The following is a 22,138-nucleotide window of genomic DNA, read 5'->3' as shown; positions in this document are numbered from 1 at the left end:
GTAGACGGACATGGGCAGCACGAACGAGATGTTCGCGATGAACAAGGCCTGGTACTGGCCAACTCGGCGACCTGGGCCGGATCGGCGCCCTTCTGCGGTCCGTAGACCGCGGCGGCCCCGGAGGGCCCGGTGAGCGGATTGTCGACGTCGCAGGCCACGACGACCTCGACGCCGTCCATCCGCTCGCGCAGGGCGGTCAGGTCGATGGAGGCCACCCGGGTGAGCGCCGCCCCGCCGTCGCCGATGGGTCGCCCCTCGTCGTCCAGCAGCAGGGCGCCGAGCGCCTCCAGCAGTCCTGCGCCGCCATCGGTTCCGGCGCTGCCGCCGATCCCGAGCACGATGCGGCGGCAGCCGGCCGCCACCGCCGCCGCCATCACCTCGCCGGTGCCCCGGCTGGTGGCGGTCATCGGGTGCGGGCGGCCTTCGGGCAGCCGCACCAGACCCGAGACGTCGGCCATCTCCACCACGGCGAGATCGTCGCGGCGGGCGTAGGCCGTCAGCACCGGTTCCCCGGTCGGACCCGACGCGGTCAGCGGGACCGCGTCGAATCCGGCGGCGAGGGCGGCGGCGACGGTGCCGTCACCGCCGTCGGCGACGGGCACCACCGACACCGAGGCGTCGGGTCGCCCGCGCCGGATTCCGGCTCGCACGGCGGCCCCGACCTGCGCCGCGGTCAGCGAGCCCTTGAATTTGTCGGAGGCGATCAGCACACGAGCCATGGGAATCCTCTAGTCCAGCGGAACGGTGGCGGTCGGGGCGTCGGCGAAGGCCGAGGCCAGTTCCTCGAACTCCGTGATGGCGTCGATTCCGGCCGCGCCCATGGACACGTTGGTGACGCGCTCGAGAATGCACTCGACCACGACGGGCACCTTGAACTCGGCCATCAGCGACTTGGCCTTCTCGAACGCGGGACCGATGTCCTGCGGCTCGAAGACCCGAATCGCCTTGCAGCCCAGTCCTTCCGCGACCTTGACGTGGTCCACGCCGTAGCCGTTGACCTCGGGCGAGTTGATGTTCTCGAAGTCCAGCTGCACGTAGTAGTCCATGTCGAACGCCCGCTGCGCCTGCCGGATCAGGCCCAGGTACGAGTTGTTCACCAGCACATGGATGTACGGGATGTTGAACTGCGCGCCGACGGCCAATTCCTCGATCAGGAACTGGAAGTCGTAGTCACCCGACAGCGCCACCACCGGCTCGTCCCGCACCGCGGTCGCCACACCCAGCGCGGCGGGCAGGGTCCAGCCCAGCGGCCCGGCCTGACCGGCGTTGATCCAGTGCCGCGGCTTGTACACGTGCAGCATCTGCGAGGCCTGGATCTGCGACAGACCGATGGTGGTCACGTAGCGGGTCTCCGGGCCGAACGCCTTGTTCATCTCCTCGTACACGCGCGCCGGCTTCAGCGGCACGTTCTCGAAGTGCGTCTTGCGCTGACCGGTGGCGCGCTTGGCGCGCACCTGCTTCACCCATCCGCTGTGGTCGGTCAGACCGCCCACCTTGTCGAGAGATTCGGCGACCGCGATGAACTGCTCCAGCGCCGCGCCGGCATCGGAGACGACACCGTAGTCGGGCGCGAAGACCCGGCCGATCTGGGTCGGCTCGATGTCGACGTGCACGAAGGTGCGGTCCTTGGTGTAGACGTCGAGCGCGCCGGTGTGGCGGTTGGCCCACCGGTTGCCGATGCCCAGCACGAAGTCGGCGGCCAGCAGCGACTCGTTGCCGTAGATGTGGGAGGTCTGCAGACCCACCATGCCCGCGTTCAGCTCGTGGTCGTCGGCGATGGTGCCCCAGCCCATCAGGGTCGGGACCACCGGGACACCGGTCAGCTCGGCGAACTTCACCAGCAGCTCGGAGGCGTCGGCGTTGATGATGCCGCCGCCCGCGATGATCAGCGGGCGCTTGGCGGCGTTCAGCATCTGCAGCACCTTGGCGGCCTGCGCCGGGGTGGCGGCGGGGCGCACCACGGGCAGCGGCTCGTAGGTCTCGATGTCGAATTCGATCTCTGCCAGCTGCACGTCGATCGGCAGATCGATCAGCACCGGGCCCGGACGGCCTTCGCGCATGAGCCAGAACGCCTTCTGGAACGCACCCGGCACCTGCGCGGGCTCCAGCACCGTGGTGGCCCACTTGGCCAGGGGCTTCGCGATGGACGCGATGTCGACGGCCTGGAAGTCCTCCTTGTGCAGCTTGGCCACGGGCGCCTGGCCCGTGATGCACAGGATCGGAATGGAATCCGCGCTGGCTGCGTACAGGCCGGTCACCATGTCGGTGCCCGCGGGACCCGAGGTGCCGATGCAGACGCCGATATTGCCGGGCTGGGCCCGGGTGTAGCCCTCGGCCATGTGCGAGGCGGCCTCGACGTGGCGGGCCAGCACGTGCTTGATACCGCCGTGCGCCTTCATGGCGCTGTAGAAGGGGTTGATCGCGGCGCCGGGCAGGCCGAAAGCCTGTGTGGCCCCTTCCTTCTCCAGGATCAGGACCGCCGCGTCGACGGTGCGCATGCGCGCCATGCTCAGTTCTCCTTGTCCAGCGAGCCGCTCAGGCGCTCGACGCCGCGCAGCAGGGCCGAGTGGTCCAGGTGGCCGTCGCCGTTGGCGCGGGCCGAGGCGACCAGCTGCGCGATCAGCGAGCCGGCCGGGGTCACCAGACCGGCCTCACGGGCGGCGGTGGTGAAGATGCCCATGTCCTTGTGGTGCAGGTCGATGCGGAAGCCGGGCGCGAACTCGCGGTTGATCATCTTGTCGCGCTTCTGGTTCAGCACGGCCGAACCGGCCAGGCCGCCGCCGAGCACGTCCAGGGCCGGGCCCAGCTCGACGCCGTAGGCCTCGAGGAAGACCACGGCCTCGGCCACGGCCTGGATGTTGGTGGCCACGATGAGCTGGTTGGCGGCCTTCACGGTCTGGCCGGCGCCATTGGTGCCGACGTGCACGATGGTCTTGCCGACGGTGTCGAACAGCGGCTTGGCGGTGGCGAAGTCCTCTGCCGAACCGCCGACCATGATGGACAGGGTGGCGTTGACCGCGCCCGGCTGGCCACCGGAGACGGGGGCGTCGAGCAGCCGGAAGCCACGCTCGGCGGCCTGCTTGGCCAGCTCCTGGGTGACGTCGGGGCGGATGGACGAGAAGTCGATGATCAGGGCGCCGGGTTCGGCGGTCTCGAAAACGCCCTTCTCCCCGGCCAGGACCTCCTGCACGTGCGGGGAGTCGGGCACCATCACGGCGATGACGTCCGCGCCGCGCACGGCGTCGGCGACGGAGGTGACGGCGCGGCCGCCCGCGTCGACCAGCGGCTGCGCCTGGGCCGGGTTGCGGTCGAAGCCCTTGACCGAATGGCCCGCGTTCTGCAGGTGGACGGCCATCGGGCTGCCCATGATGCCGAGGCCGATGAAAGCGATGTTGGTCATGATCTGATTCCTAAGTCGTTGTCTGTCAATGGGTTTCGGTCACTTGGCGGCGCGGCGCTCACGCGGCAGCCACTCGAAGGCATCCTCGGAACGGCCGGAGGGCTTGTACTCGAGGCCCACCCAGCCCTGGTAGCCACGCGACGCGAGGTCGGTGAGCTGGAGCTCGAGCTGGAGTTCGCCGGTGCCCGGCTCGTTGCGGCCGGGGTTGTCGGCGATCTGCACGTGGGCGATGCGCGCGGTGTGCTCGGTGATCACCTTGTCCACGTCGTCGCCGTTCACGGCGAGGTGGTAGAGGTCGGCGAGCAGTCCGATATTGGACACCCCGGAGTGCGCCTGCACCTTGTCGATGACGGCGAGGCCGTCGGCGGCCGTCAGCAGCGGGTAACGCGGTGCGCCGGAGGCGGGTTCGACCAGCACGGTGGCGCCGATGCGAGCGGCGGCCAGGGCCGCGGCGGAGAGGTTCTGCACGGCCAGCTCGTCCTGCTGCTCCGGGGTGGCGTCGTCGACCCGGTTGCCGTAGAGGGCGTTGAAAGCCTTGGTGCCCAGGCGCTCTCCGATGCCCACGGTGACGTCGATATTGTCCTTGAACTCCGCGGCGCGGGCCGGCCAGGAGACCAGGCCGCGGTCGCCGCCGGGCATGTCACCGGCGAAGAAGTTCAGGCCGATCAGCCGCACGCCGGCGTTCTGCACGGCGGCGACGAAGGCGTCGACGTCCTGGTCGGACGGGACCGCTTCGGCGAACGGCCACCAGAACTCGATGGCGTCGAATCCGGCCTGCCGCACGGCTTCCGGGCGTTCCAGGATGGGCAGTTCGGTGAACAGCAGCGAGCAGTTCACGGCGTAGTTCAGCGTGTGGGTCATCAGGAATCCCTCCAGTTCGTTCCCGCAGGTTCTCCGCTGTTTTCCATAATGCGGAAATGTTTTTTCGGGATATGAAAATGCTAGAGCTCCCGAAACAACCCCGTCAAGAGAGTTTCGGGAGCTACTGGCCGGTAGAGCGGGAAATATACGAAGTTGCGAACTCAGCCGCGGATGTCGTGCGATTCAGTCGCGGATGTCATCGTCCAGGCGTTCGCCCAGATCGTCCTTGCGATCCTCGACCGCGGCGAATACCGAAGCGCCCGCCTTGTTTCCACGGGTGAACTCGTTGAACACCAGGTTCAACACGATCGCCACCACGGCGGTGGCACTGATCCCGGAGTGCATGATCACCCCGAGCCAGGTCGGGAACTTGTCCCAGAACGTCGGCGCCGCAATGGGAATCAGGCCCACCCCGAGCGCCACCGCGACGATGACCATGTTCAGGTTGTCGGTGAAGTCCACCCGCGCCAGGGTGCGGATACCGCTCGCCGCCACCGATCCGAACAGCACGATCCCCGCGCCGCCCAGCACCGGATACGGAATCCCGGCCACCACCGCGCCCACTACCGGGAACAGACCCAGCAGCACCAGCACCAAACCGCCCGCGGCGACCACGAATCGGCTCTTGATGCCGGTCAGCGCCACCAGCCCCACGTTCTGCGCGAAGGCGCTGCACGGGAAGCTGCCGAACACCGGCGCGACCGTGGTGGACAGCATGTCGGCCCGCAGGCCCGCCGCCACCCGCGCCGAATCCACCTCGGTGCCGACGATCTCGCCGATGGCGAGGATGTCGGCGGTGGTCTCGGTCATGATCACCAGGATCACGATGGTCATGGACACGATCGCCCCGACCTCGAAGGTCGGCCCGCCGAAGTGCAGGATCGGCGGCAGCGCGACGATTTTCGCCTTGCTCACCGCGCCGAAGTCGGCGTGGTGGGTGAGCAGGGCGATGACCGTGCCGACGGCCAGACCCAGCAGGATCGACAATCGTGAGATCGCGCCCTGGAACACCCGGCTGATCACCAGGATGATGAGCAGGGTGAGCCCGGCGAAGGCGATATTGCCCACGGATCCGTAGTCGGAGGCTTTCGGATTGTTGCCCATCGCCCACCGGAACGCGGTGGGCAGCAACGAGAGTCCGATCACCGTGATGATCGTCCCGGTCACCACGGCCGGGAACAGGCGCACCAGCTTGGCGAAGAAGCTGGACAACACCAGGCCGATCAATCCGGCGACGATGATCGCCCCGAACACCGGCCGGAGTCCGCCGTCACTGGCGATGGTCACCATCGTCGAGACGCTCGCGAACGAAATACCCTGCACGATGGGCAATCTGGAGCCGATCGGCCCGATGCCCAGGGTTTGGAGCAGGGTCGCCAGGCCGGAGACGAACAGGCCCGCTGTCACCAGCAGCGCCATGTCCGACACCGAGAGCCCGGCCGCACCGCCGACGATCAGCGGCGGCGCGATCACCCCGCCGTACATCGTCAGAATGTGCTGAGTTCCGTAGATCGCCAACTGCCCCACCGGATGTCGCGCATCCTCGGGTCGGGTGACGGTCACTGACACGCGGCTCTGGTCATCACCCATCGCCGCACCTCCTAGGTCAGGAAGAGGGGGATCAGGCTCTGCCCGTTCAGCAAAAGCCGGGGGTGGCGAGCCAGGCGTTGCCCGACTCACGAGCGTCGTCGCGCTCGACGGTGGCCTCGATGAGGCCGTAGGGGCGATCCGCGGCGATGAAGACCTCGCCCGGGTTCTCCACGTTGAACGGGCTCAGGTCCACCAGGAAGTGGTGCTTGTTCGGTGCGGAGAAACGGATCTCGGCGACCTCGGTGAACTGCTCGAGCACCGCGCGGCCCATGGAGTACAGGGTCTGCTGCAGCGCGAGGGAGTGCACCACGGCGAACTGCCGCAGGATGGTCTTGAGGATCGAGTCGTAGGTCTTGTCCCAGTCGACATCGGTGTGGTTGTAGCGCCACTTGGCCACCAGCGAGGTCGCCATGATGCGGTCGTTGGTCGGCTGCAGGGTGGTGTACTTGTCCTTGAAGAAGCCGTGGAACTCCGAGCCCGTGGTCTTGAGCAGGGTGAGGTCGCGGACGCCGGATACCACGTGCGCCACCCGATCCGGGCCGACGCCGTCGACATTGACCACGGTGGTGCGGATGCCCTGACCGGACTTCACGAACGAGTGATCATGGCCGGAGCCGTCGACCTCGATGCGGTCCCAGGCGTACTCCTCGATCTCGACGCGCGCGCCGGTGGCGGTGGGGGCCCGGGAGATGAAGTGATCGGCGAGGGTGAGGCCGAACTCCTCGATGGAGTGCACGCCCTTCTCCTTGGCGAAGGAGAAGGCGGTGTTCTTCTGGGTGTCGGTGGGCAGCACGTCGCCCTGGTCGCCGGTGATGTGGGCGTCGGCGAAGTCGCCGCGCAGGGCCGAGGAGACGTTCAGGTCGCGGATCTGGTGGCGCGGTGTGTCGCGGTAGACGCGCACCACCCGGTTCTCGGCCTTGCCGTACTGGTTCTGTCCCAGCTTGATTGCCATGTGAGTTCAGCTTCCTCGGTAGGTGGAATAGGCGAAGGGGCTCATCAGCAGGGGCACGTGGTAGTGCTCGCCCGGCTCGCCCGCCACGGTGAACGTGATCGACACCGTGGGATAGAAGTATTTCTGTCGCGTTGCCGCGGAATAGGATTCGATGTCGAAGGTGAGCCGGTAGTTCCCCGCCTCCAGCCCCTCGGGGCCGAGGTCGCGGATGCGGCCGTCGTCATCGGTCTTGCCCTCGGCCAGCACCCGGGTCTCGGGGCCGAGGTGTTCGAGCCGGACCGGGACGCCCGCGGCGGGCTTACCGAGCGCGGAATCCAGGATGTGCGTCGTAATGGTGCTCATTGTTCGAAGACCTTTCGCAGGCGCAGGACGGCGATCTTGCGCAATTCTCCGGCCACCACGGCCGCCTCGGCGGCATCGTCATTGGCGAGGCGCTCGTGCAGATTCGCGAGGATCTGCTCGGCCGACAGGCCGGTGGCGCAGATCAGGAAGACCCGGCCGAATCGCTTCTCGTAGGCGCGGTTTCCGTCCAGCAGCTGGGCGGCGATGGCCACGTCCTGGCCGACCCCGGCCTGTTCCTGGCGCGACCACGCCGATCCGGTGCCGGTGCCGGTGACCCGTTCGCCGATGCGGGGGTGCGCGGCCAGGGCGCGGTCCACGTCGGCTCCGGTCAGTCCGGCGGCCAGTTCATCGGCTCGGGCGAGCACGCCGTCGATATCGGCGTAGGGCCGGTCCGCCAGCACCGCGTCGGCCCAGGCGGGCACGTCGCAGCAGGTCAGCAAGTCCGGCCGGAGTTGATCACCGGCTGTCGAATTGAATTCGCTCAACGTCACCATCGGCGCTACCTCTCTCGGATGACGGAAGGGTGATTCCGCCACTCGAGAAGAGTGTCACGGGCCACAACAACTCGTCAACAGTTTGTTGAAAATATACACGGACCGCAGGTCAGAGCGATGGTCCGACTCACGCCGAGGGGGCCAGGGCGGGGGTCGCACGCGAACGGAACAGCTGATGCAGCACCAGGGCCGTCAGGCAGCCCGCGCTGATGCCGGACGCCATGATGATCGACACCGGGCCCGGCAGACCGGCATAGAACGAGGGGGCCACCGTCGGGGTCATGCCGACGAACAACGAGACGCCCACGATCAGCGAGTTGATCGGATCACCCAGATCAGCCTTGGCGAGGGTGCGGATGCCGCTGGCGGCCACGGTCCCGAACAACACCAGACCCGTTCCGCCCAGGGCCGGTTTGGGCACCAGCTCGACCACCGCGCTCGCCACCGGGAACAGCCCGAGCAGCACCAGCAGCGCGCCACTGGCGGCCACCACGAACCGGCTGTACATCCTGGTCAGCGCGACCAGGCCGACGTTCTGCGCGAAAGCGCCGCAGGCGAATCCGCCCATCACCGAGGCCAGCATGGTGCCCAGACCCGCGGCCCGCAGCCCACCCGCGATGTGATGCTCCTCCGCCGGTCGATCCACGATCTCGCCGAGCGCCATCATGGTCGCGGTCGACTCGGTCATCACCACGAGCATGACGATGCACAGCGAGACGATCGCGCCGATCTGGAACTGGGGAACGCCGAAGTGCAGCGGCGGAATGAAGCCGACCAGCGCGCTGGTGCGCACCGGGCCGGTATCCAGCAGTCCCAGCGGCCATCCCGCCAGGGACCCGGCGACCAGTCCGATCAGCAGGGCCAGCTGCCGTCCGAATCCCGTCAGGAAGCGATGACACAACAGCACGACGACCAGGGCGATCGCGGCATCGAGGAGGTTCTTCAACGGCACGTGTGCCTCCCCCATCGCACCCTCCCCCGCACCGCTGATCCAGCCGAGCGCGACCGGCAGCAGCGACAGGCCGATGAGGGAGATGACGGTCCCGCCCACGATGGGCGGGAAGAACCGGTGCAGTCGTGAGAAATACGGCGCGGCGAACACCGCCAGCATGCCCGCCACCAGGGTCGCGCCGAAGATCACCGGCAGCGCCTCCCCCGGTGCGGCGTCCTTGGCGATGGCGAGGATCGGGCCGACCGCGGCGAAGGAGCCGCCGTTGATCAGCGGCAGCCGCGCGCCGAACTTCCACCAGCCCAGCGACTGCAGCAGCGTGGCCAGGCCCGCGGTGAACAGGCTCGCGGTGATCAGCAGAACCGTGTCGCTCGTCCCCAGCCCGACGGCCGCACCGACGATCAGCGGGGGCGCCACGACTCCGGCGACCATGGCGGCGATGTGCTGCAGGCCGCCGGCGACCAGCTGCCAGGGCGGTGGGATGACGTCGACCGGATGTCGTTCTGGCGCTTCTGTTTCCATGGGAACGCAGCCTCTCTCGGATCGCGGAAGGGTCATTCCGCTAGCCGAGAAGAGTGGCATGCGCCACACTGGGCGTCAACAGTTCGTTGAAGATATACAGACTCCCCCCGGTCACCGCGATGGTCGCCGACCGCGGGACCGATCAGGCGCGCTCGCGGTTGAGGTAGTTGTAGACGGTGAAGCGGGTGACGCCCAGCGCCGCCGCCACGGTCTCCGCGGACTTGCGGAAGGTGAACGCGCCGCGCTCCTCCAGCAATCGCACGGCACGCTGCTTCTCGGCGCGCGGCAGCTCGGCGAGCGGACCGCCCAATTCGACGGCCACCTCGTCGAGCAGCCGTTCCAGGCCGCCCAGGGTGTCGGCCTCCGGCTGACCGAAGCGAACGCAGGCCAGCGTCTCGCCCTCCCAGACCAGCGGGACGTCCTCGGCGACGGCCTCGCCGGCGGGCACCAGGCGGCCGCCGGTCTTCTCCAGCAGGGGTGCGAGGGTCACCAGGACCGGGTGCGACGCGTCCACGGGCGAATATTCAGTCATCCTGCTCGACCTGCATGGTCACCCGGGTGGCGCCGTGCGCGAAGGCGGTCACCATGATCTCGCCCAGCACCGGCAGCAGCCGCTCGTCCGACCCGGCCACCGAGGTGCCGAGCGGACCGAAATCGCATTCCAGCCCGGCCGATTCGGCGAGCTCGAGCGCCGCCAGGGCATGCGGAGGGGCTTCCCCTTCGCCAAGGAACGGTTCGGTCGTGAACTCAGCGCGTAGCCGCATGCGCCCCAGGCTACTATTCCGGCATTCGGAAAAACTAAGGAGGACCGGGGTGCCCGCAGCGAAGGAGCCGAAGGGCAGTTCCGGGGGTGTGCAATCCATCGAGCGCGCGTTCGGTCTGCTGGAACTCATGGCCGACGAGGGCGGCATGATGGGCCTGTCCCAGCTGGCCACCGAGTCCGGGCTGCCGCTGCCCACCATCCACCGCCTGGTCCGCACCCTGGTCGACCTCGGCTACCTGCACCAGGAGCCGTCCCGCAAGTACGTACTCGGCCCCAAGCTGATCAAACTCGGGGAGAGCTCCTCCCAGATGCTGTCGGTCCTGGCCCGCCCGCATCTGGCGCGACTGGTCGACGAGCTCGGCGAATCCGCGAACATGGCCATGCTCGACGGCGACCAGATCGTCTATGTGGCGCAGGTACAGTCGCGCCACTCCATGCGCATGTTCACCGAGGTGGGCCGCCGCGTCCTCCCGCATTGCACCGCGGTCGGCAAGGCGATCCTGGCCGGATCACCGCCGGACCTGACCCGGGAGTTGTTGCGGCGCACCGGAATGCCCCGTTACACCGACACCACCATCACCGATCCGGAGGAGTTCGCCCGCCAGCTCGACCAGGCGGCGCGGACCGGCTACGCCATGGACGAAGGCGAGCAGGAACTGGGCGTGCGGTGCGTCGCGGTCGCCGTCCCGAAAGCCCCGGCCCGGCTCGCCATTTCGGTGTCGGGCCCGGTCGGCCGCATGACCGAGGAGCTCGTCGAGCGCGCCGCCCCGCTGTTGACCGAGGTCGCCGCCGCCCTGTCGGGCGACCTCCAGTAGGCGCCGCGATTCAGCGCCCGCCGGCGGCCGCCCTTCGGGGTGGACATCTCCCGCGAGTCCGCGGTCGCGTTATCGCGAGTCGGCGGTCGCGCTACTGCACGACGAAGGTCGCGAAACCGGGGGTGTAGGTGCCGCCGGGCGCGAGCATCACCGCCACCCGGCCGGGGCCGGTGTTGATCGTTGCGGCCGAAGGGATTCCGTTCAGGCCGTCGGACAGCACCGCCACCCCGGTCGCCCCGGTCGACAAGTTGATCCAGTTGACCGGCATGGAGAGGAAGCAGCCCCAGCCGCCGGGCTTGGCGCCGGTGATCACCACGGACCCGGGCTGTCCGCCGAGCACCGCCGCGCAGCGGGCGGGGAAGGAGTCGAAGCTGCCGTTCGGGTTTCCGTAAGGCGCGGCGTCGATCTGGAAGGGAATGGTGACGGTGTCGGCCGCGGCCGTCCCGGTGGCCGCCAATCCACAGGCGGCGAGTGCCGTTCCGGCACTGGCCAACCGACGAGCGAATTTCATATCCGGATCTCCCACTCAGTAATCGATGACGTTCTGACCAGGCAATTCGAAATCGATTCTGGCATGCCCATTCCCGGGTTGCCCGGTCCACCCCGGACCCCGATGGCAATTTTCCAGCAATTTGAAGTCCGGACATATCCGAACCCGCCCCGGCTTCGAATCTTGAGCGGAAAGTCATCGATGCATCGGAATGAGGAATCCTATGGGCCTTGATCAGGCCAAAAGTCCGGTTCGTCCGGCACTTCGGCGCGCGGCGGCTTACGCCGTCGCCGGAGCACTTCCCCTGTCCCTGTCCCTGATGAGTGCCGCGCCCGCTCTCGCCGAAGAGCCGGCCCCGGCCGTCCAACCCGCCGCCGATATCCCGGATTCGTCGATCCGGATCGGCACCCTCCGGCTCGACCAGCCCTTCTTCCTCACGGCTGAGCAGACCCAGCAGATCAACGACACCTCGGCGAGCGCGGAATCGGTGATCGCGCAAGCCCTCGAGGCGGCCGGGGTCGACCATGCCCGGGCCACGCGCACCGCGAAGACGGTCCTCTCCGACGCCGCCATCGGCGCGGCCGTCGGCTCCACCGTCGCGAGCCCGATCGCCGTCACCGGCGCGGTCATCGGGGTGGTCGCGGGTCTGGTCGCCGGTCTGCCGCTCGCACCGATCGGTCTGGTGATCGTTCCGGTGTTCGGCGCGGCGGTCGGCTACGCCATGGTCGCCGCACCTTTCGCGGCACTGGGTGCGGGGGTCGGCGCCGCGGTCGGGGCGGCGGACGGCCTGCTCACCACACCGCCGGCGGCACCGGCGAACTGAATGCGGTCGCGGTGCCGTCGAATCCGGCGGCACCGCCCGGTTTCCTCGGATCGGTGTGATCAGCGGATAGGCTGGCGGGGATCACCCGGGGCTCGACGCAGGTCGGCCGAGAGGAGTTCACGATGAGCGCCGAAGAAGCCGCCACCGTACCGGCCTGGGCCGGCGACCTGACGGGCATCGTCGGGCAGCACCTGATCTACACCTACGAGAACGGCTGGAAGTACGAGCTCTACGTGCGCAATTCGCACACCGTCGCCTTCCGCTGCCTGATGGGTCCCATGTTCGGTCGCTGGTCCACCGAGCAACCGGCGAAGATCGTCCAGCTCGGCGACGGCCTGTTCAAGCTCGCCTGGGTCGAACCGACCGGAACGGTCACCGTGGTCATCGCCTGGCTCACCGAACGCCGCGTCCACACCACCATCTGTTACCCGCAGTGGATGCTCGACTACCCCGAATTCACGCTGGGCCGCTACGAGGACTACATCCCCGAGATCACCGCCGCCCGCAACCGCGGTCCCGCCTACCCGCAGACCCTGGTCGCCTCCACCGGCCACATCACCTTCCTGGAAGCCCGCACCCCCGACGACGACGCCGTCATCGACCGTCCCCCGGGCAAACTCCCCCGCGACTACGCCGATCGCGCCAACTGAACCCGGTCGGCACCGATGAATTCCGCGCGCCGACGCCGTCCTCATTGACAGCACGCACTCTGTGAGCCGGTCAGGAGGACCTCCGTGAGCACCCAGCCCTTGCCACCGATCGTCGACGCCGCCACCTGGCGCAAAGAACTCGAAGCCCTGCGCATCCGCGAGAAGGCCGCGACCCGCGAATTGGACGCCATCGCCGCCCAGCGCCGCCGCCTCCCCATGGTCGAACTCCCCACCTACACACTCGAAGGCGAGGACGGGCCCATCACCCTCGCCGAGATCTTCGACGGCAAGTCGCAGCTGATCGTCTACAACCACATGTGGTTCGAGGGCAAGGAATGGCAGTGCTCCGGCTGCACCGGATTCACCGCCCAATTCACCCGTTTCAATTTCCTCGACAACTACGACGCCCGCTTCGTCATCATCACCCAGGGCCCGATCGACGAGGCACTCGCCTACAAGCGCCGCGTCGGCAACCGAATGCCTTGGTACTCCACCGCGAACAGCACCTTCGGCGCCGACGTCGACGCCCCGCCCGCCGGCGGCTTCGGCGTGAATGTCTTTCTGCGCGACGGCGATACCGTCTACCGCACCTGGCACACCGACGGGCGCGGCGTGGAACAGATCGCCCACACCTTCCCGCTCATCGACCTGCTCCCCTACGGCCGCCAGGAGGAGTGGCAGGACTCCCCGGCCGGCTGGCCGCAGTCGCCGGCCTACTCCCGCTGGGCCTCCTCCGAGGACATCGCCGCCGCCTACGGCGACCCGAATCCCTAGGACTCCGCCGCGGCCGTGATCGAATGATGGCCATGTTGTTCCGGCAGCTCGAGTACTTCGTCGCCCTCGCCCGGGAGCGGCATTTCGCGCGAGCCGCCGCCGCCTGCTACGTCTCGCAGCCGGCGTTGTCGGAGGCGATCCGCAAACTGGAACACGAACTGAAGGTGCCGCTGGTCGAACGGGGCCGCACCTTCGAGGGCCTGACTCCCGAAGGGGAACGGCTGGTGCTGTGGGCGCGCCGGATCCTGGCCGATCGCGACGCGCTCCAGCAGGAGGTCGTGGCGCTGCGGACCGGTCTGACGGGTGAGCTGCGGCTCGGGGTGATTCCGGCCGCCGCGGCCACGGTCGCGTTGCTCACCGATCCGTTCTGCGCGGAGAACCCGCTGGTGCGGGTGCGCGTCGACACCGGTCTGGAGTCGACGGGCATCATCGACCGGTTGCGCCGGTTCGAACTCGATGCGGGACTGGTGTATCCGGACGAGCAGGACGCCCCGGATGTGACCGTGACGCCGCTGTACTCCGAGGAACATGTCGTGCTGGCCGCGGAGGGATTGCTGACCGGTGCGGCCGGATCGGTCGACTGGGCCGAGGTGGTGGAACTGCCGCTGTGCCTGCTGCGTCCGGGGATGCGCGGCCGCAAGCTGATCGACGAAGCACTCGCCGGCCACGGCCTGACGGCCGCGCCGCAGCTGGAGACCGACTCGGTGGCGACCCTGTTCGGCCAGGTGGCCACCGGCCGTTGGGCCACGATCGTGCCCGCGTCCTGGCTGCGCACCACGCGACCGCCCGCCGGTGCCCGGGTGCTGCGCCCCCATGATCCGGTGACCGCGACGATCGCACTGGTCACCTTGACCACCGAGCCGATGCCGTTGCTCGTCCGGGCCTTCACCGAAACCGCGCAGGCGGCTCGCATCGACGGCGAGTCACCTGGCGCTGAGGGGTAACCCCGGTCGAGCACGCAGTGGACCTGAGTTGAGCACAGCCGCCGACCCGCGTTGAGCACGGCCGTCGTCTGGAGTTGAGCTCAGACGTGGACCCGTCTCGCGCACAGGCCGCGGACCTGCGTTGATCGGCGGCGCCTATCGGGTTGTAGGTGCCACGTCTTGGACGCGGAAGCCGCGACCCCGAACACTTGATCTATCCATCCGCCGGACTCGACTGCCGCGGGTAGCGACGGAGAGGCGGGTGTGAACGTGCGTACGGTGCAGACGGTTCGCGAGGCGGCCACCGGGCTGTTCACCGTCGGTCCCGCCGCCGGTCACACCCGGCACGCGCTGCGCGTGGCGACCGGCCTGGCGATCCCCGGGTCTTTCCTGCTGGCGCTGGGCCGCACCGAGCTGCTGATCTTCGCCATGTTCGGCTCCTTCGTCGGCATGTACGGGCGCGACGGTTCGCGCCGCGCGCGGGGGCGGCATCAGCGGTCGGCGGCCGTGCTCATCGGCGGCGGTGTCGGCGTGGGCGTGTTGCTGGCGGCGACCGGGGCCGACCCGCTCGTGCTGATCGTGGTCGAGGCCGGATTCGCGGCGGCGGCCTCGCTGCTGGCCGACCATCGTGGCATCCGGCCGGCGGGCCCGTTCTACGCGATCTTCGCGCTCGGAGCGATCGCGTTGACACCGGCCGGTGCGGCGAAACCGCTTCCGGCGCTGGCGGTGTTCGCCGTGACCGCCGCGCTGTGCATGGTGTTGGCGGCCCTCGACATCGAAGGCGCCGTCGCGGCAGCCGCACCCGCGGCACCCGGCGTGCACGTCGGCGCCCGGCATGCGACGCGCTACGCCGTCGCGGTGTCCGGCGCGGGTCTCTCGGGTCTCGGATTGGGTGTGGGCCACGCCAATTGGGCCATGGTCTCCGCCGCGGTCCCGTTGGCGGCGCTCGACGCCGGCGCGCACTTCTCGCGCGGATTGCACCGGGTGGCGGGGACCTTCCTGGGGCTGGGTATGACCGCGATCCTGCTGATCCCCGGACCGCGCCCGGTCCTGACCGGCGCGCTGGTGCTGGCCTTGCTGTTCCCCACCGAGCTGTACATGGCCCGCAACTACGCGCTGGCGCTCGGATTCTTCACGCCGTTGATCATGCTGATGACCACGCTGTCGGTCCCGACCAGTCCTGAGCGGCTGCTGATGGACCGCGGTATCGACACGGTGCTGGGCGTGACCGTCGGCGTGCTGGTGGCGATAGCCCATCGGCATCTACGCTGGCAAACACCGGGCATCGCTCCACACCGACCGCAGACACGTTGTCGAAGGGATCCGTGATGGCCATCGATTTCACCAAGCAGGCCGAGTCCGACGGCGGGCCGAGTTTCCACCCGTACGACCATCCCGCTGCCGGGTGGGGTGCGGCGAAGTCCGTCTCCGAGTTCATGATCGCCCAGGAACGCGAGCCGATCCTGGGCACGCGCGCGATCCTGAAGATGAATCACGAGAACGGCGGGTTCGACTGTCCCGGTTGTGCCTGGCCCGATTCGCTCAAGGGCATCCATCTCGACATCTGTGAGAACGGGATCAAGCACGTCACCTGGGAGATGACCCACAAGCGGGTGGGCCGGGAGTTCTTCGCCGCCCATACGGTGACCGAGCTGTCCGGCTGGAGTGACCACGAGCTGGAGAACCAGGGCCGGCTCACCGAGCCGATGAGCTACGACCCGGAAACCGACCGCTATGTCCCGATCTCGTGGGACGCGGCGTTCGAGCTGGTCGGCCGCACCCTGCGGGAGCTCGACGACCCCAACCGGGCCGCGTTCTACACCTCCGGCCGCCTCGGCAACGAAGCCACCTTCCTGTATCAGCTGATGGCCCGCGAACTGGGCACCAACAATCTGCCCGACTGCTCGAACATGTGCCACGAGGCGAGCGGTCGCGCCCTGCAGGCATCGCTGGGCACCGGCAAGGGCACCTGCGATCTCGCGGATTGGGAGACCACCGACGCGCTGTTCATCATGGGCGTCAACGCGGCCTCGAACGCGCCGCGCATGCTCACCGCGCTGGCCGAGGCCGATCGCCGCGGCGCGCAGATCGTGCACATCAACCCGTTGATCGAGGCCGGTTCGCGGCGCACCATCATCCCGCACGAGTTCCTGCGGATGGCGACCTTCCACGCCACCCCCACCGGCACCTTGAACCTGCAGACCCGCATCGGCGGCGACTTCGCGGTGATCCGCGGCATCGCCAAAGCCGTTCTGGAGCAGGCGAATACCGATCCGAAGGCCATCGACCACCGGTTCATCGAGCTCCACACCACCGGTTTCGAGGCCTACCGCGCCAAGGTGGAGGCCACCTCCTGGGCCGAGATCGAGGAGCAGTGCTCGCTCACCGAGGCCGAATTGCGCCGCGCCGCACAGATTTACCGCGAGGCCGACCGTTCGATCATCAGCTGGTGTCTGGGCGTGACCCAGCACGAGCACGGCGTCGACACCATCCGCGAGATCGTGAATCTGCTGCTGCTGCGCGGCAATCTGGGCCGCGAGGGTGCGGGCCCCTCACCGGTGCGCGGGCACAGCAATGTCCAGGGCAACCGCACCTGCGGCATCGACCACCGCCCGCAGCCGCAGTTCCTGGACCGTCTGGCGGAGGTGTGCGGCATCGATCCGCCGCGCGCGCACGGCCTGGACACGGTCGCCACCATCGAGGCCATGCACGCCGGCACGGTGACCGTATTCGTCGGCATGGGCGGCAATTTCGCCCTCGCCGCCCCCGACACCGCCTACACCTTCGAGGCGCTGCGCAACTGCAGCCTGACCGTGCAGGTCAGTACCAAGCTCAACCGCAGCCACCTGGTGCACGGCGCCCGCGCGGTCATCCTCCCCTGCCTGGGCCGCACCGAACGCGACGAGCAGCGCGGCGGCCTGCAGCAGACCTCGGTCGAGGACGCGATGGCCATGGTGCACCTGTCCAAGGGCATGAAGAAACCGGCCTCCCCCCACCTGCGCTCCGAGCCCGCCATCATCGCCGGGATAGCGAAAGCCGCGCTCCCCCAATCCGAAACCCCGTGGGATTCCTACATCGACGACTACGACCGCATCCGTGACACCATGGCCGAGGTCATCGACGGCTTCGAGGACTTCAACCGCCGGGTCCGCCTCCCCCTGGGTTTCCGCATCAAGCAACCCGCCCGCGAACTGGTCTTCCTCACCCCCTCCGGCCGCGCCGAGTTCTCCACCGCCGACCTCCCCACCCGCACCGCCGCCCCCGGCACGCTCACCCTGGCCACCATGCGCTCCCACGACCAGTGGAACACCACCATCTACTCCCACGACGACCGCTACCGGGGCATCAAGAACCTCCGCACCCTGGTCTTCATGAACCCCGAGGACATGCGCGACCGCGGCCTCCAACTCTTCGACGAGGTGGACATCACCAGCACCGCCCGCGACAACACCACCCGAACAGTCCACCGCTACCAGGCAATCCCCTACGACATCCCCCGGGGCTGCGCCGCCGGCTACATGCCCGAACTCAACGTCCTGTGCGCCATCGGCGACTACAGCACCCAGAGCGACCAGCCGATCATGAAGAACGTGCAGGTCACCATCGAGCGTTCCGCATAACAGCGCTCCACTGTCGCGTCAGCGCACGGTGACTCGCTGGCGGGTGCGGGTGGCGGTGATCGGATCGATGGCGGGCATGGACCATTGCTGGGAGAGGGCGATGCTGGGTTCGCGGCCGGAAGCGACGTGGCGGTAGGCGATTTCGGCGGCGGCGGCCGGATCGTGGTCGGCGATGGCGTGATAGAGGAGTTCGTGTTCCTCGCACTGGGCGCCCGGATCGCGTTCCTTGGTCAGGTGGAAGAGCCAGCGGACGCGAGATTCCAAGGGGCGCAACAGGGATTGCAGGAGCGGGTTGCCGGAGATCTCGACGATCATGGCGTGGAAGCCGGCGTTGGCGGCGGCGATCGCGGGCTGCTCGCCGCGGGCGGTCGCCTCACGGGCAGCGGTGAGTTGGCCGTGCAGCGCGGCCAGGTCGGCGGGGGTGGCGCGTTCGGCGGCGAGCCGGGCCGCCAGGACCTCGAGGCTCTCGCGGACGTCGAACAGGTCGCGGACGTCGGCGACGGTGAACGGGGCGACAATCGCGCCCTGGCGCGGCACGATCACCACCAGCCCTTCGCGTTCCAGCATCTGCAACGCCTCGCGCAGCGGGATGCGCGAGAGCTCGAGTTCCGCGGCCAGGTCGCGTTCGACGAGTCGCTGGCCGGGGCTCATCCGCAGATCGATGATCCGGTCCCGCAGTTCCTCATAGGCCCGATCCCGTAACGACTTCTTCGCCGGTTCCACCGCCGCGACACCGTCCTTCCGCTCCCGCACGCCTCCACGGTAACCGGCCGGGGGGCGGGTCACGATTCCTTACGTTTCGGTAATCCGCACGTCACATGGGGAAAGCACCCTCATCATCTAATGGTATACCGCTAAGTCGGCGGATCGTTCGAGCAAGGAGTTCCCCGTGCACAAGTCCACTCGACGCGCGATCGCGTTCGGATCGGCCGCGCTCGCCGCCGCCGCAGTCCTGTCCGCCTGCGGCTCCGCCGACACCGCCTCCTCCGGCGGGAAGCTGAAAGTCGGGGTGTTCTTCCCGGGGTCGCTGTCGGACACCGGCTTCATGCAGTCCGGTTATCTCGGCTATCAGCGGATCGCCGGCGCGTTGGGAGACAAGGTCGAACTCAGCAAGGTCGAACAGGTCGCGGCCGCGGACTACCAGCAGGCGCTGGTGCGCTTCGCCTCCTCGAACGATCTGGTGATCTCGCTCGGCGGGCAGACCGACGCCGATGTGCGCAAGGTGGCCCCGCAGTTCCCGAACGTGAAGTTCGTCGAGATCGGCGGCCCCGCCGACGCCAAGCCGCTGTCCAATCTCGCCTACTACGACCCCCAGCAGGCCGAGGCCGAATTCCTCAGCGGCGCGGTGTCGGCCGCGGGTTCGAAGACCGGCGCGGTCGCCTTCGTCGGCGGCGTCGAACTGCCCGCGATCGTCAATGCGGCGACCGCGTACGGCAACGGCGCGCGCTTCACCAAGCCCGATATCAGGGTGCTCACCCCGCAGTACGTCGGCGATTTCAATGATCCGGCCAAGGCGAAGCAGGCCGCGCTGGCCGATTACGGCGCCGGCGCGGGCGCGCTCGGGCAGATCGTCAATCTGGGCAAGGCGGGTATGGAACAGGCCGCCGCGCAGTCGAATACGGCGATGATCGGCGGACCGATCCCCGGTGACTGCACCAACCCCGCCTACCTCGGCTACGTGCACACCGATATCGGCGCCGAGGTCGAATACGCGGTCAACGCCGCCGTCGGCGGAACCTGGAAGGCCGAGAACGTGCAGTTCGGCCTCACCTCCCCCAACCACGGCACCGATTTCAAGCTCTGCGATCAGAGCGCCGCCGACGCACTGGCCAAGGCGAAGACGGCCCTGTCCACCGGCGCGGTGAAGCCGTACTGAGATGAGCGCTCCGGCATTGGCCCTGCAGGGCCTCGGGAAGAGTTTCGGCGCGGTCCGGGCGTTGCACGGGGTCGATGTCACGGTCGAAGCGGGCACCGTGCACTGCGTGCTCGGGGAGAACGGCGCGGGCAAGTCGACCCTGTGCAATCTGGTGTTCGGCGGCTATCGCCCGGACGCCGGTCGAATGTCGCTCGGCGGCACGCCTTTCCGGCCCGATTCGCCGGCCGCCGCGATGGCCGCTGGGGTGGCGATGGTGCACCAGCACTTCAGCCTGGTGACCACCATGACCGTCGGGGAGAATCTCGCCCTCACCCAGACCGGGTGGCGGATGCGGCGCGGTGATCTCGCGGCCCGGCTCGACGACATCGCCGCGCGCTATCGCCTGCGCGTCGATCCCGATCAGCGGGTCGCCGCCATGCCGGTGGGTGCGCGGCAGAAGGTGGAGATCGTCAAGGCGCTGCTGCGCGATCCGTCGCTCATCCTGCTCGACGAGCCGACCGGGGTCCTCGATCCCGCCGAGATCGACGCCTTGATCGACACCTGCCGCGCGATCGCCGCCGACGGCAAGGCGGTGGTCCTGGTGACGCACAAGCTGGGCGAGGTCGCCCGGGTCGCCGATGCCGCGACGGTCCTGCGCCGCGGCACCGTGGCGGGCGGCGGGCGACTGTCGGCGACGTCGGTTCCCGAGCTGTTGACCGCGATGGTCGGCCGCAGCCCCGCCGATCTCGACCCGACCGTCGCGGCCACGCTCGGAATCGACACCACTGCGACTCCGGTTGCCCGGCAGGATCATTCGGCGGGCCTGGCGTCGCTTCCCGCGGTGCTCGAGGTGGCGGCGCTCACCGTCACGCGCCCCGACGGCCGTACCGCGCTCGACGAGGTCGCGCTGGCGGTGCGCCCCGGCGAGATCGTCGGCATCGCCGGGGTCGAGGGCAATGGCCAGAGCGAACTGGTGAGCGTGCTGTCCGGCGCGATGCGGGCGCACAGCGGCCGAATCACGCTGGACGGCAAGGACATCACCGCCGCCACACCCGCGCTGCGGACCGGTCTCGGACTCGGTGTCGTCCCCGAGGACCGGCACCGCGACGCCATGATCGCCGACATGTCCATCGCCGAGAACCTGTACCTGGGCAGGCTGGACCGTTTCCGCCGCTTCGGCCTGCTGGACAAGCGGGCGATGGGCCGGGCCGCGCAGACCGAACTCGAACGCTTCGATGTGCGGGCATCCGGGCCGTGGGCGCGGATGGGATCGCTGTCCGGCGGCAATCAGCAGAAGGTCGTGCTGGCGCGGGAGCTGTCGACGGAGAACCTGCGCTGCCTGGTCGCCGCCCAGCCGACGCGCGGGCTCGACATCGGCGCGGTCGACTTCGTGCTGACCCGGCTGCGGCGCGCGGCGGCCGAGGGCTGCGGCGTGCTGGTGGTGTCCAGCGAGGTGCCGGAACTGCTGGCGCTGTGCGACCGGGTCTTCGTCGCCTATCGCGGAGCGCTCACCGGGCCGGTGTCGACCGCCGATCCCGCTGCGGCACAACAGATCAGCGAATTGATGATGGGAGTAGCGCGATGAGCGTCCCGGCGATCCGGCCGTATGTCGCGGCAGTCCGGCCGTATGTCTCCGCTATCCGGCCGAATGCCGCGGCGTCCCGGCCGATCGTGGCCGCCGCCGCGGCCACCGTCGCCGCCGGGCTGATCGGCCTGGCACTGGCGGCCGGGGCGGGCGCGGCGCCCGGCACCGCGGTACGGGCGTTGGGGGAGGGCATGTTCGGCAGCAACTACGCGATCGGCGCCTCGCTCAATGTCGCGGCCACCTTGATGCTGGTCGCGGTCGGTTTCACCATCGCGCACCGGGCGGGCCTGGTGAATGTCGGTGGGGAGGGCCAGATCTGCGCGGGCGGTATCGCCGCCACCGCGATCGGCACCACCCTCACCGGTGCGCCCGCCGCGGTGACGCTGCCCGCGGTCCTCGGGGGCGCGGCGGCCGCCGGGTGGGCGTGGGCGGCGATCGCGGCGTATCTGCGGGTGCGGCGCGGGACCAGCGAGATCATCACCACCCTGCTGTTGAACTTCGTCGGCCTGGCGCTGGTGTTGCTCGTCGTCCACGAGCCCGCCCTGCTGCGTCAGCCGGTGACGTCCTCGGAGACGCTGCCGCAGTCCGAACCGCTCACCGCCGCAGCGCGTCTGCCGCTGCTCGGCATCCCGCGCTCCCCCGCGACCATCGCGCTGTGGATCGCGCTGGCGGCGGATGGCTACCGGCGGAAGTCCGTTGCGTAGGGGGGCCGCGACGGCGTCCCAGTGGT

23 protein-coding genes are annotated in these 22,138 nt (G+C 68.9%); 10 read left to right on the top strand and 13 right to left on the bottom strand.

What is annotated here, in order from left to right; genetic code table 11:
* The 11 genes from ACWELJ_RS25550 to ACWELJ_RS25500 form a co-directional block, all read right to left on the bottom strand.
* Nucleotides 1-719 (bottom strand): glycerate kinase (locus ACWELJ_RS25550; protein ID WP_452368667.1); only part of this gene is annotated, 719 nt, incomplete at its 3' end.
* 9 nt (nt 720-728) lie between these two features.
* Complete coding sequence (gene gcl, locus ACWELJ_RS25545; protein WP_452368666.1) at nt 729-2,507, bottom strand: glyoxylate carboligase; 1,779 nt, start codon at nt 2,505-2,507, stop codon at nt 729-731.
* A gap of 2 nt (nt 2,508-2,509) precedes the next feature.
* The gene (locus ACWELJ_RS25540) at nt 2,510-3,400 is read right to left on the bottom strand and encodes a 2-hydroxy-3-oxopropionate reductase (protein WP_452368665.1); all 891 of its coding nucleotides are present in this window, start codon (nt 3,398-3,400) and stop codon (nt 2,510-2,512) included.
* A 39-nt stretch (nt 3,401-3,439) separates the two neighbouring features.
* A complete protein-coding gene (locus tag ACWELJ_RS25535; RefSeq protein WP_452368664.1) occupies nt 3,440-4,261 on the bottom strand; it encodes a hydroxypyruvate isomerase family protein in 822 nt (273 codons plus the stop codon).
* A gap of 183 nt (nt 4,262-4,444) precedes the next feature.
* Nucleotides 4,445-5,851, bottom strand: coding sequence for a nucleobase:cation symporter-2 family protein (locus ACWELJ_RS25530; RefSeq protein WP_452368663.1), 1,407 nt, complete (start codon nt 5,849-5,851; stop codon nt 4,445-4,447).
* Between the two features lie 46 nt (nt 5,852-5,897).
* Nucleotides 5,898-6,803: a factor-independent urate hydroxylase gene (gene pucL, locus ACWELJ_RS25525; RefSeq protein ID WP_452368662.1), complete on the bottom strand. Its 906-nt coding sequence runs from the start codon at nt 6,801-6,803 to the stop codon at nt 5,898-5,900.
* A gap of 6 nt (nt 6,804-6,809) precedes the next feature.
* The gene (gene uraH, locus ACWELJ_RS25520; protein WP_452368661.1) at nt 6,810-7,145 is read right to left on the bottom strand and encodes a hydroxyisourate hydrolase; all 336 of its coding nucleotides are present in this window, start codon (nt 7,143-7,145) and stop codon (nt 6,810-6,812) included.
* Nucleotides 7,142-7,639: a 2-oxo-4-hydroxy-4-carboxy-5-ureidoimidazoline decarboxylase gene (gene uraD / locus ACWELJ_RS25515; protein ID WP_452368660.1), complete on the bottom strand. Its 498-nt coding sequence runs from the start codon at nt 7,637-7,639 to the stop codon at nt 7,142-7,144. Before uraD ends, uraH begins: the two co-directional genes overlap by 4 nt.
* Nucleotides 7,640-7,766: 127 nt before the next feature.
* A complete protein-coding gene (locus tag ACWELJ_RS25510; RefSeq protein ID WP_452368659.1) occupies nt 7,767-9,110 on the bottom strand; it encodes a nucleobase:cation symporter-2 family protein in 1,344 nt (447 codons plus the stop codon).
* A gap of 142 nt (nt 9,111-9,252) precedes the next feature.
* Complete coding sequence (locus tag ACWELJ_RS25505; RefSeq protein WP_452368658.1) at nt 9,253-9,642, bottom strand: helix-turn-helix domain-containing protein; 390 nt, start codon at nt 9,640-9,642, stop codon at nt 9,253-9,255.
* Nucleotides 9,635-9,874 (bottom strand): thiamine-binding protein, encoded by a 240-nt coding sequence (locus ACWELJ_RS25500; RefSeq protein ID WP_452368657.1) that lies wholly within the window; start codon nt 9,872-9,874, stop codon nt 9,635-9,637. The genes ACWELJ_RS25505 and ACWELJ_RS25500 overlap by 8 nt, the downstream gene beginning before the upstream one ends.
* A 49-nt stretch (nt 9,875-9,923) precedes the next feature.
* Here ACWELJ_RS25500 and ACWELJ_RS25495 point away from each other — a divergent pair, with 49 nt between their 5' ends.
* Nucleotides 9,924-10,688: an IclR family transcriptional regulator gene (locus ACWELJ_RS25495; RefSeq protein ID WP_452368656.1), complete on the top strand. Its 765-nt coding sequence runs from the start codon at nt 9,924-9,926 to the stop codon at nt 10,686-10,688.
* Between the two features lie 91 nt (nt 10,689-10,779).
* Here the strand turns inward: ACWELJ_RS25495 and ACWELJ_RS25490 are convergent, their stop codons facing one another.
* Nucleotides 10,780-11,199, bottom strand: a complete 420-nt coding sequence (locus tag ACWELJ_RS25490; RefSeq protein WP_452368655.1) for a hypothetical protein — start codon at nt 11,197-11,199, stop codon at nt 10,780-10,782.
* Between the two features lie 298 nt (nt 11,200-11,497).
* Between ACWELJ_RS25490 and ACWELJ_RS25485 the strand changes: the two genes are divergently transcribed.
* From ACWELJ_RS25485 to ACWELJ_RS25460, 6 genes are all read left to right on the top strand, one after another.
* On the top strand, nt 11,498-12,001 hold the full coding sequence (locus ACWELJ_RS25485) for a hypothetical protein (protein ID WP_452368654.1): 504 nt from the start codon (nt 11,498-11,500) through the stop codon (nt 11,999-12,001).
* Nucleotides 12,002-12,123: 122 nt separating this feature from the next.
* On the top strand, nt 12,124-12,651 hold the full coding sequence (locus ACWELJ_RS25480; protein ID WP_452368653.1) for a phenolic acid decarboxylase: 528 nt from the start codon (nt 12,124-12,126) through the stop codon (nt 12,649-12,651).
* Nucleotides 12,652-12,735: 84 nt separating this feature from the next.
* A complete protein-coding gene (locus ACWELJ_RS25475) occupies nt 12,736-13,425 on the top strand; it encodes a DUF899 domain-containing protein (protein ID WP_452368652.1) in 690 nt (229 codons plus the stop codon).
* Nucleotides 13,426-13,457: 32 nt separating this feature from the next.
* Complete coding sequence (locus ACWELJ_RS25470) at nt 13,458-14,369, top strand: LysR family transcriptional regulator (protein ID WP_452368651.1); 912 nt, start codon at nt 13,458-13,460, stop codon at nt 14,367-14,369.
* Between the two features lie 243 nt (nt 14,370-14,612).
* Nucleotides 14,613-15,677 (top strand): FUSC family protein, encoded by a 1,065-nt coding sequence (locus ACWELJ_RS25465; RefSeq protein ID WP_452368650.1) that lies wholly within the window; start codon nt 14,613-14,615, stop codon nt 15,675-15,677.
* Nucleotides 15,677-17,968 (top strand): FdhF/YdeP family oxidoreductase, encoded by a 2,292-nt coding sequence (locus ACWELJ_RS25460; RefSeq protein ID WP_452368649.1) that lies wholly within the window; start codon nt 15,677-15,679, stop codon nt 17,966-17,968. Before ACWELJ_RS25465 ends, ACWELJ_RS25460 begins: the two co-directional genes overlap by 1 nt.
* Nucleotides 17,969-17,986: 18 nt before the next feature.
* On the opposite strand, the gene ACWELJ_RS25455 is transcribed toward ACWELJ_RS25460, so the two are convergent.
* Nucleotides 17,987-18,721: a GntR family transcriptional regulator gene (locus tag ACWELJ_RS25455; RefSeq protein WP_452368648.1), complete on the bottom strand. Its 735-nt coding sequence runs from the start codon at nt 18,719-18,721 to the stop codon at nt 17,987-17,989.
* 136 nt (nt 18,722-18,857) lie between these two features.
* On the opposite strand from ACWELJ_RS25455, the gene ACWELJ_RS25450 reads away from it, so the two are divergent.
* From ACWELJ_RS25450 to ACWELJ_RS25440, 3 genes are read left to right on the top strand one after another with little or no spacing between them, the layout of a single operon-like run.
* Nucleotides 18,858-19,844, top strand: coding sequence for a BMP family protein (locus ACWELJ_RS25450; protein WP_452368647.1), 987 nt, complete (start codon nt 18,858-18,860; stop codon nt 19,842-19,844).
* Between the two features lies 1 nt (nt 19,845).
* Nucleotides 19,846-21,408: an ABC transporter ATP-binding protein gene (locus tag ACWELJ_RS25445; protein WP_452368646.1), complete on the top strand. Its 1,563-nt coding sequence runs from the start codon at nt 19,846-19,848 to the stop codon at nt 21,406-21,408.
* Nucleotides 21,405-22,112, top strand: a complete 708-nt coding sequence (locus tag ACWELJ_RS25440) for an ABC transporter permease subunit (RefSeq protein ID WP_452368645.1) — start codon at nt 21,405-21,407, stop codon at nt 22,110-22,112. Before ACWELJ_RS25445 ends, ACWELJ_RS25440 begins: the two co-directional genes overlap by 4 nt.
* Nucleotides 22,113-22,138 lie beyond the last annotated feature (26 nt).

The sequence above is a fragment of the Nocardia sp. NPDC004582 genome (assembly GCF_053602115.1).
Note: the sequence above shows the minus strand (reverse complement) of the source record. Positions and strands in the feature narration are given on the sequence as shown.